The 15,381-nt window shown below is 33.4% G+C and carries 15 protein-coding genes; 13 read left to right on the top strand and 2 right to left on the bottom strand.

All coding sequences use genetic code 11. From position 1 onward, the window contains the following. Positions 1-39 precede the first annotated feature (39 nt). From EYY60_RS12560 to EYY60_RS12550, 3 genes are all read left to right on the top strand, one after another. The gene (locus EYY60_RS12560) at positions 40-405 is read left to right on the top strand and encodes a four helix bundle protein (protein WP_132989666.1); all 366 of its coding nucleotides are present in this window, start codon (positions 40-42) and stop codon (positions 403-405) included. Positions 406-480: 75 nt separating this feature from the next. Next, positions 481-948 (top strand): FKBP-type peptidyl-prolyl cis-trans isomerase, encoded by a 468-nt coding sequence (locus EYY60_RS12555; RefSeq protein ID WP_132989665.1) that lies wholly within the window; start codon positions 481-483, stop codon positions 946-948. 28 nt (positions 949-976) lie between these two features. Continuing rightward, positions 977-1,756 carry an O-methyltransferase gene (locus EYY60_RS12550; protein WP_132989664.1) on the top strand — a complete coding sequence of 260 codons (780 nt, stop codon included), beginning with the start codon at positions 977-979 and terminating at the stop codon, positions 1,754-1,756. Positions 1,757-1,809: 53 nt separating this feature from the next. Here the strand turns inward: EYY60_RS12550 and EYY60_RS12545 are convergent, their stop codons facing one another. After that, the gene (locus EYY60_RS12545; protein ID WP_132989663.1) at positions 1,810-2,472 is read right to left on the bottom strand and encodes a DUF6565 domain-containing protein; all 663 of its coding nucleotides are present in this window, start codon (positions 2,470-2,472) and stop codon (positions 1,810-1,812) included. 292 nt (positions 2,473-2,764) lie between these two features. On the opposite strand from EYY60_RS12545, the gene EYY60_RS12540 reads away from it, so the two are divergent. The 10 genes from EYY60_RS12540 to EYY60_RS12495 all read left to right on the top strand — a co-directional run bounded on the left by EYY60_RS12540 (position 2,765) and on the right by EYY60_RS12495 (position 14,520). Beyond that, positions 2,765-3,472 carry an ABC transporter ATP-binding protein gene (locus tag EYY60_RS12540; RefSeq protein WP_132989662.1) on the top strand — a complete coding sequence of 236 codons (708 nt, stop codon included), beginning with the start codon at positions 2,765-2,767 and terminating at the stop codon, positions 3,470-3,472. 64 nt (positions 3,473-3,536) lie between these two features. After that, positions 3,537-4,043 carry a hypothetical protein gene (locus tag EYY60_RS12535; RefSeq protein ID WP_132989661.1) on the top strand — a complete coding sequence of 169 codons (507 nt, stop codon included), beginning with the start codon at positions 3,537-3,539 and terminating at the stop codon, positions 4,041-4,043. 46 nt (positions 4,044-4,089) lie between these two features. After that, on the top strand, positions 4,090-4,659 hold the full coding sequence (locus tag EYY60_RS12530) for a cob(I)yrinic acid a,c-diamide adenosyltransferase (RefSeq protein WP_132989660.1): 570 nt from the start codon (positions 4,090-4,092) through the stop codon (positions 4,657-4,659). Positions 4,660-4,828: 169 nt separating this feature from the next. Further along, positions 4,829-5,050 carry a DUF2795 domain-containing protein gene (locus EYY60_RS12525; RefSeq protein ID WP_007138072.1) on the top strand — a complete coding sequence of 74 codons (222 nt, stop codon included), beginning with the start codon at positions 4,829-4,831 and terminating at the stop codon, positions 5,048-5,050. 90 nt (positions 5,051-5,140) lie between these two features. Continuing rightward, positions 5,141-8,482 (top strand): preprotein translocase subunit SecA, encoded by a 3,342-nt coding sequence (gene secA, locus EYY60_RS12520; protein WP_132989659.1) that lies wholly within the window; start codon positions 5,141-5,143, stop codon positions 8,480-8,482. A 105-nt stretch (positions 8,483-8,587) separates the two neighbouring features. Then, complete coding sequence (locus EYY60_RS12515) at positions 8,588-9,034, top strand: hypothetical protein (RefSeq protein ID WP_235832326.1); 447 nt, start codon at positions 8,588-8,590, stop codon at positions 9,032-9,034. An 84-nt stretch (positions 9,035-9,118) separates the two neighbouring features. Further along, positions 9,119-11,278 (top strand): TonB-dependent receptor, encoded by a 2,160-nt coding sequence (locus EYY60_RS12510; protein WP_132989658.1) that lies wholly within the window; start codon positions 9,119-9,121, stop codon positions 11,276-11,278. 2 nt (positions 11,279-11,280) lie between these two features. Further along, positions 11,281-12,867 (top strand): PepSY-associated TM helix domain-containing protein, encoded by a 1,587-nt coding sequence (locus tag EYY60_RS12505; RefSeq protein ID WP_132989657.1) that lies wholly within the window; start codon positions 11,281-11,283, stop codon positions 12,865-12,867. A gap of 100 nt (positions 12,868-12,967) precedes the next feature. Then, positions 12,968-13,603 carry a DUF2306 domain-containing protein gene (locus EYY60_RS12500; protein WP_235832325.1) on the top strand — a complete coding sequence of 212 codons (636 nt, stop codon included), beginning with the start codon at positions 12,968-12,970 and terminating at the stop codon, positions 13,601-13,603. Next, positions 13,600-14,520, top strand: a complete 921-nt coding sequence (locus EYY60_RS12495) for a YARHG domain-containing protein (protein ID WP_132989656.1) — start codon at positions 13,600-13,602, stop codon at positions 14,518-14,520. Before EYY60_RS12500 ends, EYY60_RS12495 begins: the two co-directional genes overlap by 4 nt. Before the next feature lie 196 nt (positions 14,521-14,716). Here the strand turns inward: EYY60_RS12495 and EYY60_RS12490 are convergent, their stop codons facing one another. Next, positions 14,717-15,379, bottom strand: coding sequence for a TrmH family RNA methyltransferase (locus EYY60_RS12490; RefSeq protein ID WP_132989655.1), 663 nt, complete (start codon positions 15,377-15,379; stop codon positions 14,717-14,719). Positions 15,380-15,381: the final 2 nt, after the last annotated feature.

Here is a 15,381-nt window from a genome sequence, read left to right as displayed (position 1 = left end):
TTCTTTCTTTTTTTTATTATTCTTGTAGAAAAATAAAAAATGGATTTCAAAGAATTATTAGCTTATAAAAAGTCATTTGAACTTGCAATGGAAATTTTTGAATTGTCAAAAACGTTCCCTAAAGAAGAAAGATTTTCCTTAACTGATCAAATACGCCGATCTTCAAGAAGTGTTAGTGCAAATATTGCTGAATCATACAGAAAAAGAAGATATACTAATCACTTTATAAGCAAATTAACTGATAGTGACGCTGAAAACTCAGAAACAAGTACATGGCTCGAATTTTCATTAGAATGCCAATATATTACAAAAGAAACATTTGATAAACTAAACACTAAAAGTCTTGAAATTGGGCGATTAATAAATTATATGATCCAGAATCCTAACAAGTTTGGATGCGGATAAAACTGAAAACTGTGACTGTGACTGCGACTAAAAAAGCAATTTTCCTATATTTACGAAGTTTAAAATAAATACCACATGAAAAAATTATTAGCCACATTATTTACATTAACACTTTTTATTTCATGCTCTAGCTCTGATAAAGATTTGAATACAACTCCAAAAGATTATTCAGCTGAAAACGAAAAACAAATTACCGATTATTTAGCAAAGAAAAATTTAACAGCCCAAAGATCAGATTCAGGATTGTACTACATTATAACTGAACCAGGAACTGGAAAACAACCAACAGCAACATCTTCGGTTACTGTTGCTTACAAAGGCTATTTGACGAATGAAAAAGTATTTGACCAAAGTGTTAATGGAGCTACTTTTCCTTTAAATAGAGTTATTGCTGGATGGACAGAAGGAATTCCTTTATTTAAAGAAGGCGGAAGTGGTGTACTTTTGATTCCGGCGCATCTAGCATATGAAGACAAAAACGTTGGTACGATACCTGCAGGTTCAGTCCTGATTTTTGATGTAAAATTGATTTCAGTAAACTAATTTCAGTATTTATCCCTAAAATTTCGAAGTGCTTTTCCAGATCAAATCATATATAAAATTTCTGTGGCATTCTAAAAACGAACATGCGGTACATTCTCCGTTTGTTTTTAATTTATTGACAAAGTGTTTTTATGATAAAAAACCAAAGCCAGAATACAGCATACTTGAAAAGTATAGAAAATCGCATTTAGAAAATCAAAACTTCATTGAAGTAACCGATTTTGGTGCGGGCTCGAGAGTTTTCAAATCAAATCGAAGACAAATTTCTAAAATTGCCAAAACAGCAGGAATTTCTTCAAAGCGCGCTGAATTACTTTTCCGTGTTGCGAATTATTTTCAGCCACAAAATGTTCTTGAAATTGGAACTTCTTTAGGATTAGCAACTGCAGCTTTGGCTCTAGCAAATCCAAAAGGGAAAGTAATTACGATTGAAGGCTGTCCAAATACGGCAAATATCGCCCAAAACCAATTGAATGAATTCGATTGTAATAATGTCGAAAGTGTAATTTCGGAATTTGAATCTTTTTTAATTTCAGAAAATCTTCAATCTTCAATTTACGATTTAATCTATTTTGATGGAAACCACTCTAAAAAAGCAACTTTAGAATATTTTGAACTTTTACTTCCAACAATCAACAACGATTCGGTTTGGATTTTCGATGATATTCATTGGTCTCCAGACATGGAAGAAGCTTGGGAGATTATAAAAAATCATCCAAAAGTAAAAGTCACGATTGATACTTTTCAATGGGGATTTGTTTTCTTCAGATATGAACAGCCAAAAGAACATTTTATAATACGAGCATAAAAAAAGACGATCAGAAATGATCGTCTTTTTTACTAATTCAAAATAATTAAAATTTATTTTTTTGCATCTCTATTTTCTTCTGCTTTTGCTCCCATTCTGTTTATTTTATACATAGGCGCAAATTTAATTTTTAAACCTGCAATTTTTCTATTGTCTTCAGCTGTCAAGCCTTCTTTTTCAACTGTATTTTTTCGGCTGTCTAGCGCTTCATACAATACTTTAATTTCATCCCAATCTTCTCTAGAATAACGGTCTTTATTGTCTTCAACCGTATGAACAAATTGCTGATATACACTGTGAATATTTTGAGCATTTACCCAAGCAAAACTCATATCATCTCCAATTCTTCCTTCTCCAAACAAAGCATTTCGCAATTGCTGTTTTGGACTTGGAGCCGGTGGCGGTGCAAGAGCAACAGTCATTTCATTTTTAAATTCTTCATATTTGACTTTGCTCGCATTTATTTTTGCTGTTTCGGCAGTATTATCTTTTAAATCGGCCAAAGCTAATTGTGCATTTTCAGCTCTTCTGTTATACTCAGCATCTACACTTTCCCAGTTTGCTTTCAACTCATCTGACTTGATATTTTTTACTGAATCAACATACACAACATACGATTCAATGGTCTTTTGAGCTTTTTCTTGTTTTTCATCTTTACAAGATGCCAACCCCAATACTAGTAATGTAATTCCTGCCGCTATTTTTATACTTTTCATAATCTTGATTATTTAATTAATAGATAACCAAATTTACCACTACTTAATTCAAAAAAAATTACATTATTATCACATTTTAAAAACTAAAAACGTTTTAAAACTATAAAACACAACAAATAATGATGATTATATAAAAACAATGCAAAAAGATATAACAGGTTTACACTTTAAAAACATATTCTTTTTAGCCCTTAATTTATAAAAAGGCTTTTGTAACAAAATCCAATTCTCTACTACTTATCATTTTATTGAAAAGTGTTTTGTACTTTTAAATCCAAAATTATAAACCAAAATGGCAAATCCATTAATTAAAATAACCGACATAAAACGAAATTTTACACTTGGAAATGAAATTGTTTATGTTTTAAAAGGAATTGATCTCGAAATAAATAAAGGCGAATATGTTGCTTTGATGGGGCCTTCGGGATCTGGAAAATCAACATTGATGAATTTATTAGGTTGTTTAGATACTCCAACTTCTGGACGATATATTTTGAATGAAAAAGATGTCAGCCAAATGCGAGATGATGAATTAGCCGAAATCAGAAACAAAGAAATTGGTTTTGTTTTCCAGACTTTTAATCTTTTGCCAAGAACAACTGCTCTTGATAATGTTGCGTTGCCAATGATTTATGCTGGTTACGGAAAATCCGAAAGAATCGCTCGCGCTACAGAAGTACTAGCACAAGTTAATCTTGCAGACAGAATGGATCACCAGCCGAATCAGCTTTCTGGAGGACAACGCCAACGTGTTGCTGTTGCTCGCGCATTGGTCAACAAACCTTCAATAATCTTAGCCGATGAGCCAACAGGAAACTTAGACAGTAAAACTTCTGTAGAAATCATGAAACTTTTTGGAGATATTCATGCTCAAGGAAATACGGTAATTCTGGTAACTCACGAAGAAGATATTGCGGCTTATGCCCACAGAGTTATTCGTTTGAGAGACGGATTAATTGAAAGTGATACTTCCAAAGAATTTCAAACTAATAAGATTTAAATAATAAATGCGAATCATAAAATATTTTTTACTCGCGTTTTTGGTTTTGACATCATGCAAAAATGTGTCAAAAAATGAAAATCAATATCCTGAATTACCACTAAAAACACCAAGTACAAAAATATTTTGGCTAAACGATAAAATCGTCAACTTAAAAATAGACCCCGCTCTATCCTATTCTGAAAATATAAAATGTGACTCTGTGATCGGAGTAAATTATATTGGTTTCTCTGGTGAACATTTCTTTAATCCTATTAATGAAAAAGGAAAATATATAAATACAATTAGTCAAAGGAAAAAACTTAATCAAAGTCAGATTTTAAGATTAAATTCGATTATTGGAAATAAAAAAACATATAAAAATCCAAACATAGCGGGCTGTTATGAACCAAGACTTGCATTTATATATTTTAAAAATAATGCGGTAATTTGCCAAACTCAAGTTTGTCTAAGCTGTTACCAACTTCAATCAACTGCTCATTTTGTTGATGGAGTAGATGGAAACTTCAACAATCAAGCTCAAGAAAAATTAACTCAACTGCATGATGAACTCAGTTTCACAGAAAACTAAAAAACTTAGCATCTCAGCACCTTAGAACCTTAGCATCTTAAAAAAAATGAAAGTATATACAAAAACAGGCGATAAAGGAACAACAGCGCTTTTTGGAGGCACGCGCGTTCCTAAAGATCATATCAGAATTGACAGTTACGGAACTGTTGATGAACTGAATTCTTATATAGGATTGATTCGTGATCAGGAAATGAATCCTCATTACAAAACCATTTTAATCGAAATTCAGGATCGTCTTTTTACCGTTGGTGCCATTTTGGCAACTCCACAGGAAAAAGAAGTTTTAAAAAATGGCAAACTTCGCTTAGAAAATCTTGGAATTATTGATTCAGATATTGAATTGCTCGAAAACGAAATAGATACAATGGAAGAAAGCCTTCCGCCAATGACTCACTTTGTCTTGCCAGGCGGTCATCCAACTGTGTCACATTGTCATATAGCACGCTGTATTTGTCGTAGAGCAGAGCGTTTGGCAGTTCATTTAAGCCATAATGAACATGTTCCGGAAATAGCAATCAAGTACTTAAACCGACTTTCTGACTATCTTTTTGTCTTGGCACGGAAGTTGTCGTTTGACTTAAAAGCGGAGGAAGTAAAATGGATTCCGAGGAAATAAAATTTTAGATTAGAGTTAAGATTTTAGATTTAACAGGTCTAAAAATCTAAAATCAACAATCTAAAATCTGCAATTATAGGGACGTTCTTAAATTTTATTAAAATAAATCAAAATTTACTTGTCTTTTTCAGTAAAAAATTTATTTTTGCACAAACTAAACAGATAACAGATGTATTGGACATTAGAATTAGCATCTTATTTAAGTGATGCGCCATGGCCTGCTAACAAAGATGAACTTATTGACTACGCTATTAGAGCTGGTGCTCCATTAGAAGTAGTAGAAAACCTTCAATCAATCGAAGATGAAGGCGAGATATATGAATCAATGGAAGAAATTTGGCCAGATTATCCAACAGACGAAGATTATCTTTGGAATGAGGATGAATATTAAAAAAATAAACCAAATGAAAAAGTCTCTCATCATAGAGACTTTTTTTTTGGTTCAAATACATATTATATAATAAAAGAAATACAATAAATCATGAGTTTCATAAACAGTATTATTAAAGTCTTTGTAGGTGATAAATCACAAAAAGATGTCAAAGCTTTACAACCTTATTTAAATAAAATCAAAACATTCGAAGCTCCATTAATGAGTCTGTCAAACGACGAATTAAGAGAAAGAACCGTTTATTTTAAAGACAGAATTAAAGAAGCTAGAGCTGATAAAGATGCTAAAATCGCTTCACTAAAAGCTGAAGTAGAAAACATCGAAGACATCGATAAAAGAGAAGACATTTATGATGCAATAGATGCTCTTGAAAAAGAAGCTTATGAAATCTCTGAAAAAACTTTATTGGAAATTCTTCCAGAAGCGTTTTCTGTAGTTAAAGAAACGGCTCGTCGTTTTAAAGAAAACTCTCATATTGAAGTTACTGCAACTCCAAAAGATCGCGAATTTTCAGCAGCAAAACCTTATATCACTATTGAAGGTGACAAAGCAATTTGGGCTAACAAATGGAATGCTGCAGGAAAAGATATCACTTGGGACATGATTCACTATGATGTTCAGTTGATTGGTGGTATGGTATTGCACGAAGGTAAAGTTGCCGAAATGCAAACGGGAGAAGGTAAAACTTTGGTTGCTACTCTTCCACTTTACTTAAACGCTTTGACAGGAAATGGAGTTCACTTAGTAACGGTGAATGACTACTTAGCAAAACGTGATAGTACATGGAAAGCACCTTTATTTGAATTTCACGGTTTATCTGTTGACTGTATTGACAATCACCAGCCAAGTACAGAACAAAGAAAAAAAGCATACGACGCTGATATCACTTACGGAACTAATAACGAATTTGGTTTCGATTACTTAAGAGATAACATGGCACACTCTCCTAGCGATTTAGTTCAAAGAAAACACAATTTTGCAATTGTCGACGAGGTTGACTCTGTATTAATTGATGATGCTAGAACGCCACTTATTATTTCTGGACCAGTTCCTCAGGGAGATCGTCACGAATTCAACGAATTGAAACCAAAAATCGAAAACTTAGTTGCTCAACAGCGTCAGTTAGCGAATGGTTTCTTAGCTGAAGCTAAAAAATTAATCAAAGAAGGTAATACTAAAGATGGAGGTTTCCAATTATTGAGAGCTTACAGAAGTTTACCTAAAAATAAAGCATTAATTAAATTTTTGAGTGAAGAAGGAATTAAACAATTGCTTCAAAAAACTGAAAATCAATACATGCAAGACAACAATCGCGAAATGCATAAAGTTGATGAGGCTTTATACTTTGTGATTGAAGAAAAAAACAATCAAGTAGAATTAACGGATAATGGTATTAAATACCTTTCTGGAGATACTGATGCAGATTTCTTCGTTTTACCGGACATCGGAACAGAAATCGCTGCGATTGAAAAACAAAAATTAGACAAAGACGCTGAAGCTGAAGCTAAAGAAAGATTATTTCAAGATTTTGGAGTAAAAAGCGAGCGTATTCATACTTTAACGCAACTTTTAAAAGCATATGCTTTATTTGAAAAAGATGTTGAGTATGTTATCATGGACAACAAAATTTTAATTGTCGATGAACAAACAGGTCGTATCATGGATGGACGTCGTTATTCTGACGGTCTTCACCAAGCGATCGAAGCAAAAGAAAACGTAAAAATCGAAGCAGCAACGCAAACTTTTGCGACTGTAACATTACAGAACTATTTCAGAATGTACAGCAAATTAGGCGGTATGACTGGTACTGCTGTTACAGAAGCTGGCGAATTATGGCAGATTTACAAATTGGATGTTGTTGAAATTCCAACAAATAAAGGAATTGCAAGAATTGACAAAGAAGATTACATCTACAAAACAACTCGTGAGAAATTCAACGCAGTAATCGAAGATGTAACTGAATTATCAAACGCTGGAAGACCAGTATTGATTGGAACAACTTCTGTAGAGATTTCAGAATTATTAAGCCGTATGCTTAAAATGAGAGGAATCCAACACAACGTATTGAACGCTAAAATGCACAAGCAAGAGGCGCAAATCGTTGAAGAAGCTGGTAAAGCTGGGGTTGTAACTATTGCAACAAACATGGCTGGTCGTGGTACCGATATCAAATTATCTCCAGAAGTTAAAGCTGCGGGAGGTTTAGCAATCGTTGGTACAGAACGTCATGATTCTCGTCGTGTAGACAGACAGTTGCGTGGTCGTTCTGGTCGTCAGGGAGATCCAGGAAGTTCTCAGTTCTACGTTTCTCTTGAAGACAACTTAATGCGTTTGTTCGGTTCTGAAAGAGTGGCGAAAGTAATGGATAGAATGGGATTGAAAGAAGGTGAAGTTATTCAGCATTCTATGATGACTAAATCTATCGAGCGTGCTCAGAAAAAAGTAGAAGAAAACAACTTTGGTGTTCGTAAACGTTTATTAGAATATGATGACGTAATGAACTCGCAACGTGAAGTAGTTTACAAACGTCGTCGTCACGCATTGTTCGGAGAGCGTTTGAAACTGGATATTGCTAACATGCTTTATGATACTTGCGAATTAATCGTAAGCAACAATAAAGTAACAAATGATTTCAAAGGATACGAGTTTGATTTAATTCGTTATTTCGGAATCACATCTCCAATTTCTGAAGCTGATTTTGCAAAATTATCAGATATTGAAGTTACAGGAAAAGTATATAAAGAAGCTTTAGCTTTCTATACAGAAAAAACAGAAAGAAGCGCAAGAGAAGCTTTCCCAATTATTAAAGGAGTTTTTGAAGAACCAAATAATCATTTCGAAAGAATTGTAGTTCCTTTTACAGATGGAATCAAAACTTTGAATGTAGTTACTGATTTGAAAAAAGCATACGAAAGCCAAGGTGCTCAATTAATCGCTGATTTCGAGAAAAACATCACATTGTCAATTGTTGATGAAGCTTGGAAAAAACACTTACGCAAAATGGACGAATTGAAACAATCTGTTCAATTGGCTGTTCACGAGCAAAAAGATCCATTGCTTATCTACAAATTAGAAGCTTTCAACTTGTTTAGAGGAATGTTGGATAACGTTAACAAAGAGGTTATTTCATTCTTGTTCAAAGGTGATTTACCTGCTCAAAACGCTCCTGAAATTCACGAAGCTAGAGAAGTTCGTCAACAAGAAAACTTGCAGTTGAGCAAAGACGAAATTCCAAACAGCGAAAGCATCAATCGCGAAGCTGGGGAAACACAGCAACGTCAAGTTACTGAAACGATTGTAAGAGACATGCCAAAAATCAACAGAAATGATACTGTAACAGTTCAGGAAGTTGCAACAGGCAAAACTGAAGAAATGAAATTCAAAAAAGCAGAAACACTTTTAGCTTCTGGAGCTTGGGTTTTAGTTAAATAATAAATTATATTTCAAATTATAATTATATAGCAAACCCGACAGGTTTTAAAAACCTGTCGGGTTTTTCATATCTAAAAATCTCGTGTTATTGTTTTTTAACATTAAATGACAAAAATCATTCTTGTAAATAATATTTATAATGTATTTTTGCCTTCGAAAACAACGAAACACACTTTGAAAAGACTTTTCGTCATATTTCTTTCTTGCATGCTATTAGTTCCTTCTTTTGGCAGTTTCTTTGTTTATACCTCATTTAAGTTAAATCAGGAAGAAATTTCAAAAACAATCTGTGTACAGCGCAAACTGGTTTTTAATACTTGTAACGGTCGTTGTGAACTTCAAAAAAGCTTAAAAAAATACGCAGACAACGAAAAAAGAATGCAAAACAATCTGAAAGAAAAAGCAGAAGTAGTTTACATTCAATCTTCCATTTTAAATAACTTCAAATTTACAGGGGTTATCGAATCAAAAGCAAAAATCTATGCTTCATTCGAAAAAAAACCTATTGCAATCGCAAATTCAATTTTTCACCCTCCATCCTATTTTATATAAATTTTAAAAGTCAAAATTTAAGACTTACAGTTTAGCCTATGGCCTAAAGCCTATGGCTTACAGCTTTAATTTATATAATTCAAAATGAAAAAAATATACTTTACCCTATTGATCATAGGGCAATGTGTTATTGCGCAAAACAAAACAGAGCAAGACACAACAAAATCGCACGAACTTGAAAATGTTTTTGTAACCGCTAATCGCACCGCAACTTTAAGAAAAGAAACTCCAGTTGCAATCAGCAAATTAACAGCAAAAACGATCAACGAAAGCAAGGCTACAGCGGTTTACGAAATCATAAACAAAACTCCTGGCGTCTTGATGGTAAATTTAGGCAACGAACAACATATGATGTCTATTCGCCAGCCTATGACTACGAATGCCTATTATTTATATTTGGAAGATGGATTGCCAATTCGTCCGATGGGAATCTTCAATCACAATGCATTATTAGAAATAAACCAATATAATCTACAAAGTATTGAAGTTGTTAAAGGTCCGGTTTCTTCTTTATACGGGCCTGAAGCTGTTGGTGGGACTATTAATTTAATTTCAATAAAACCTCCTGTTGATCCTGAATTTAAGTTTGGAATCCAAGCGGACAATTATGGCTATCGAAGATTTCAGGCGGCAGGCGGCGCCACAATTGGAAAAGTTGGTTTTCATATTGCTGGAATTTCAAGCTTACAGGAAAATGGCTGGATGACGTATTCTGATTACAATAAAGATAATCTGAATGCGAGAATTGATTACAACATTTCACCTTCTACCCGTTTGATCAGCAATACCATGTACGGAAAGTATTATTCAGACATGAGCGGCACTGTCAATGAAGACGACTTCAACAACAGAACTTACAAAAGCACTTCTGATTTTACTTATAGAAAATCGGATGCTTTGCGAACTCGTTTAACACTTGAGCACGATTGGAACGAAAATTCGAGCAGTTACATTACAGCATATTTGCGTGACAATAAATTGGGACAAAATCCTTCATACGGCATCAAATGGAGTCCTACCGTAAATCCGACTACAGCCAAAGGCGAAGTAAATTCGAACAACTTTAAAAGTTATGGCGCAATCGGACAGCACACTCAAAAGTTCGATTTCTTAAATACTAAAATTGTTGCAGGAGCTTTATATGATTATTCGCCAGTAACATATTGGTCGTACGTAATTGATTTAAAAGCGAACTTAAATCCAGGAGATCCGGGAAAACAAACCGTAAATTCGTATGAAATCATTGCCGAACATCCAGATTCTAAACTTTCAGATTATACGGCTGATATTTTCAACACAGCAGGATATGCACAAATCAGTTTTAACCCAATCGAAAAATTAGTTGTTACAGTTGGTGGACGTTATGACAACATGAAAGTGAATTATGACAATGCCATTGATCTTTCGACAGGAAGCAAAATATATGACAAATTTACTTTTAAGGCTGGAGCCAATTACAATCCGTTTGAGTTTGCTGGTTTTTATGGCAATTATTCACAAGGTTTTGCGCCTCCGGGAATTACCTCAATTTTTAGAGCTAAACCGGGAACTGGCGGTACTACAGGTATTCCTGCCGAATTTTATTACAACTTAAAACCTGCAGATTTCGACAATTATGAAGTTGGCGGATGGCTTTCTTTCTTCCAAAACAAATTAAACTTTGATTATGCTTTCTATTATATGGAAGGTAAAAATGAGTTGCTGAACATCAAACTTCCAGACAATTCAACTGATTATCGTTCTGCTGGGGAAACACGTCATAAAGGAATTGAGTTTGGCGCTTCATACAAACCTTCAAGACAATTCAATATTCGTCTTGGCGGTACTTATGCACAACACACTTATATTGACTTTAAACTTTCGGACAAACCATCAGATCCGATTCAGGATTTAAACGGAAAAGAAATGCCGTCAGCACCAAAATGGTCAGGAAATTCAGAAGTGAGTTATTATCCAAATTGGCTTCCAAATTTGAGAACTTCGTTAGAATGGCAACTTGTAGGCAGTTATTATCAAGATCAGATTAATACCGTAAAATATGACGGCTACAATATTTTCAATGCCAGAATTGGTTATCAATGGAGAAAAATTGAGGTTTACGGAAACGTACTAAATCTTACCGATAAACTATATGCATATAATGTCTCAAGAACAAATGTTGCCAATGCCCAGCCTACTTATACAGCTGCAGCGCCAAGAACTTTTGTGTTCGGAATTCAATATAATTTTTCATTAAAAAAATAATTATGAGTAAAAAAACTTATAAAAAGAAAGATTCTAAATTCATTAAAAAAATCAAACAGCACATGTACAAATGGCATCGTGTTATTGGGTTGATTACAATTGTTCCGGTGATCTTCTGGACTTTTTCTGGTTTGATGCATCCATTTATGGCGCATTTTTTTAAGCCAGAAATTGCACATGACAAAATCGAACAATCAATTATCGACAAAAACCAGTTGCATTACTCTATTCAAGAAGTTTTATTGAAAGATGAAATATCGCAATTCAAAAACTTCAGAATTGTATCTTTTAATAATAAAACCTATTATCAGGTAAAAACAATTCTTGGCCAACTTTGGTATTATGATGCTTCAACGGCCAAAAAATTAGAAAACGGAGATCAAAAATACGCCGAATGGCTTTCGCGTTATTTTTTAGATGACCAAAAAAGCGCTGTAAAAAACAGTGAAATTTTAACAGAATTCACATCGCAATACAAATATGTAAATCGTTATTTGCCGGTTTATAAAGTAAGCTTTGACCGCCCAGATGCCATGCAGGTATATGTAGAAACTTCGTCAAGCAAATTGGCAACTTATAATCCAACATCGCGACAATTTTTTATCTGGTTTTTCGACATTTTTCATAATTGGTCGTTTATTGATGCTATCAGCAACAACAGTGTTCGAATTATTACGATGATTTTTTTGTTGTCAATTATTGGATTTTCTGCCTTGAGCGGGATTTTAATTTATGGTTTGCTTTGGAAACAATTCAAAAAAACAGATAGTCTAACTCCAAAAAAAGGTTTACGAAAATACCATCGTCAAATTGGAATTTGGATTTCACTTTTCACTTTGACTTTTGCTTTCAGCGGTGCTTATCACGCGACTACAAAATGGGCGCCTTACACATTGTCACAAATGGTTTATGAACCCACTTTTATAACCAAAGAAATCCCTGGCGCAAATAACAATCTAAATTTAGATTGGAACCGTTTTCAAAACATCAGTTTAATTACACTGAACGACTCTACGTATTACAGATGCCAATTGCTTGAAAAAGATACGAAAAGATTCAAAATGCCAAAATCAGATTCGAAATGGAATAAAAAAGAAGATCCAAAATCTGAAGTTATTTACATCAATGCCGCAACAAATAAAATTGCACCAAATTTAGATTTAGAATATGCCGAATTTCTAGCCTATTACTTTACCGATGGAGCACCAAAAGCTTCGTGTTGCGAAATGATCGATACATCAGAAGATGATTCTCAGCCCTCATTCGAAAATATAAAATTGCTTGAATCCAAAGTTTTAACCGATTTTGACAGTAGAGAATATGGTTTTGTAAACAAAAGGCTTCCGGTTGTAAAATTGGCGTATGACACACCCGAAAAAACAACTTATTTTATTGAAACCTCAACATCAAGATTAGCAGCAGTTGTCAATAATTCAGATAAAATAGAAGGTTATTCTTTTGCCATTTTACATAAATTTTTATTTATGGATTGGGCTGGAAAAAACATTCGGGATTTAGCAACTGTTTTGGCCGCGCTTTCAATCTTAATTGTGAGTGTTTTAGGTTTTATTCTTTTTCTTAAAAAATAGTTGAAAAGATACTAAGGTTCTAAGATTCTAAGACGCTAAGTTTTATTTTCTTAGAATCTTTTTCTAAATTTGATTATTACATAACCTCTTGAAAATAAAATTGAAAAAGTACTTAAAGCTTTCGTTCCCATTCTTAATGACATTGTGCTTTAGTTATTTTTTCATATTGATGATTCAAATTACTTGGCAATATATTCCGTTTAAGGATGATGTTGCTTTTCTTCAAATAAAACAAACTGAGGTTTCAGAAATCCCATCTTACATATTTTTCTTTTACGCGCATGTATATTCCGCGATTTTTGTTTTGCTTGCCGGATTTACGCAATTCAATTCGAGTTTATTAAAAAATCGTCCGGTTATTCATCGAAACATCGGGAAATTATATGTTTTCACTATTCTCCTTTTAAGTGCCCCTTCGGGGTTGTTTATTGGCGTTTTTGCTAATGGTGGTTTTTATTCCAAAATATCTTTTGTGACCTTATCAATCTTATGGTTTTACTTTACGCTGAAAGGTTTTTTAACCATTAAAAACAATAACATTAAACTTCACAAAGCTTTTATGCTTCGAAGTTTTGCATTAACATTTTCAGCGATAACTTTACGTTTTTGGAAGGTTATTCTTGCATATTTGTTTCAGCCTTCACCAATGGATGTTTATCAAATAATAGCCTGGCTTGGCTGGGTTCCTAATTTATTAATCGCTGAATATTATCTTTATAACCAATTCAAAAAATGAAAAACCTTCTTTATTTATTTGTTGCCGTTTTATTATTTTCATGTAATTCTAAAGAAAAAAAAGACACTAAAAAACCTCATCTTTTAGCTGAAAACAAAGAAATTAGAACTTATTTATATGGTTCTTTTGTTGGCACTTTTAGCGTCGAAGAAAGAGATACTGCAAAACCAATAACTGAAGAAAACACGAGAATTAATATTTTACTCAAAAAAATTACGGAATCTGAAGTTACTGGACAAAGAATTATTGACGGAAAAAGCAAAACTATAAAAGGTCAAATGACCAAAACGGGGAATACGTTTTATTTTACGCTTAAAGAATATGGAGATCCTAAAAACGATGGTGTCTTCAATTTTGAAATTCAAAAAGATACTTTACTGGTAGGAACTTGGACAGCCAATGATCCAACAAGAGAAGTAACTAAAAGGAAATTTACACTTACTAAAAAAGAATTTAAATATGACCCGAATTTGATGCTTCCTGAAGACGATATCTATGTCGATTATGTAAATCCTAAAAAAGTGGAAGAACAAGAGCAAACGGAAGAACAATCACAGGATGAAATTGAAAAAGATTCGATAAATGAAGATGAGGAATATGAGTCCAGTTCTGAGCTTTTCAGAGCTGCATCAAGCGCTATCTTAACGATCAATTCTTCAACAACCAAATTAAAAGAAAGTCAATTAAAGAATTTAAAGAAACTGGACTTAGAAATCCTGAGAAATACCATTTTTGCCCGACATGGTTATGCTTTCAAATCGAACACAATTCGTCAATTTTTCGATTATGTTCCGTGGTATGTTCCTATTTCAGAAAATGTCAACAATCAATTAACCGAAACTGAAAAACAAAATATCGAATTATTAAGGGGCTTTGAAAAATACGCCACAGATAATTATGATACTTTTGGAAGATAGTTTGAAAAAGGTGCTAAGTTACTAAGTTACTAAGATTCTAAGATTCTAAGATGCTAAGTTTTTTGAGGCTTAGTTTCTTGAAAAAAAACTCAGCTAAACACATTGAAGTGTGTCTTGCTGAGTTTTTTTTTATGAAACAGTGTTTGAAAAAACTTAGCATCTTAGAATCTTAGTACCTTAGAAACTTAAAAAAAAACTATCTCGGATTATCTTGATAATATCTTGCTTCGATTCTTTTAATGTCTCGAATTGAATTTTTTGCCCAATCTAAGCGCTTTACCAAAATTTCTTCTTCTGATAATTGCCATTTAACATCAGATCTTCTAAGCCTGTTGGTCAAATTTTGAATAACAATTGCGGCAGAAACGGAAATATTCAAACTCTCCGTAAAACCAACCATTGGTATTTTTAAGAAACCATCGGCGTTGTCCATGATTTCTTGTGACAAACCTTCTTTTTCTGTTCCAAAAAATAAGGCACTTGGTTTTGAAATATCGAAATCTTCCAACATCGAATCTTTTTCGTGTGGCGTCGTTGCAATGATTTGGTATCCTTTGCTTTTTAAATCAGAAAGACATCCAGAAACAGAATCAAATCGATTGATATCTACCCATTTTTGAGCTCCAAGTGCAATTTCTTTATCGATTCTCTTGCCAAAACGTTGTTCAATTACATTCAGTTCCTGAATTCCAAAAACTTCACAGCTTCGCATTACCGCACTTGTGTTATGCATCTGAAAAACATCTTCTACAGCTACTGTAAAATGTTTAGTACGGTTTCCTAGTACTTCTAAAAACCTTTCTTTACGGTTGTCTGTTAATATATTTTCAAGAAAAGCTAGGTAATCTAAATCAATCATTT

The sequence above is a fragment of the Flavobacterium zhairuonense genome (assembly GCF_004352915.1).
In the GTDB taxonomy this organism is placed as follows: Bacteria; Bacteroidota; Bacteroidia; order Flavobacteriales; family Flavobacteriaceae; genus Flavobacterium; species Flavobacterium zhairuonense.
Note: the sequence above shows the minus strand (reverse complement) of the source record. Positions and strands in the feature narration are given on the sequence as shown.

What these genes read in the sequence shown, in the direction of transcription:
- EYY60_RS12560 (WP_132989666.1), top strand. Translation starts at nt 40, where the DNA reads ATGGATTTCAAAGAATTATTAGCTTATAAAAAGTCATTTGAACTTGCA.
- EYY60_RS12555 (WP_132989665.1), top strand. Translation starts at nt 481, where the DNA reads ATGAAAAAATTATTAGCCACATTATTTACATTAACACTTTTTATTTCA.
- EYY60_RS12545 (WP_132989663.1), bottom strand. Translation starts at nt 2,472, where the DNA reads ATGAAAAGTATAAAAATAGCGGCAGGAATTACATTACTAGTATTGGGG.
- EYY60_RS12540 (WP_132989662.1), top strand. Translation starts at nt 2,765, where the DNA reads ATGGCAAATCCATTAATTAAAATAACCGACATAAAACGAAATTTTACA.
- EYY60_RS12530 (WP_132989660.1), top strand. Translation starts at nt 4,090, where the DNA reads ATGAAAGTATATACAAAAACAGGCGATAAAGGAACAACAGCGCTTTTT.
- EYY60_RS12525 (WP_007138072.1), top strand. Translation starts at nt 4,829, where the DNA reads ATGTATTGGACATTAGAATTAGCATCTTATTTAAGTGATGCGCCATGG.
- secA (WP_132989659.1), top strand. Translation starts at nt 5,141, where the DNA reads ATGAGTTTCATAAACAGTATTATTAAAGTCTTTGTAGGTGATAAATCA.
- EYY60_RS12515 (WP_235832326.1), top strand. Translation starts at nt 8,588, where the DNA reads ATGACAAAAATCATTCTTGTAAATAATATTTATAATGTATTTTTGCCT.
- EYY60_RS12510 (WP_132989658.1), top strand. Translation starts at nt 9,119, where the DNA reads ATGAAAAAAATATACTTTACCCTATTGATCATAGGGCAATGTGTTATT.
- EYY60_RS12505 (WP_132989657.1), top strand. Translation starts at nt 11,281, where the DNA reads ATGAGTAAAAAAACTTATAAAAAGAAAGATTCTAAATTCATTAAAAAA.
- EYY60_RS12495 (WP_132989656.1), top strand. Translation starts at nt 13,600, where the DNA reads ATGAAAAACCTTCTTTATTTATTTGTTGCCGTTTTATTATTTTCATGT.
- EYY60_RS12490 (WP_132989655.1), bottom strand. Translation starts at nt 15,379, where the DNA reads ATGATTGATTTAGATTACCTAGCTTTTCTTGAAAATATATTAACAGAC.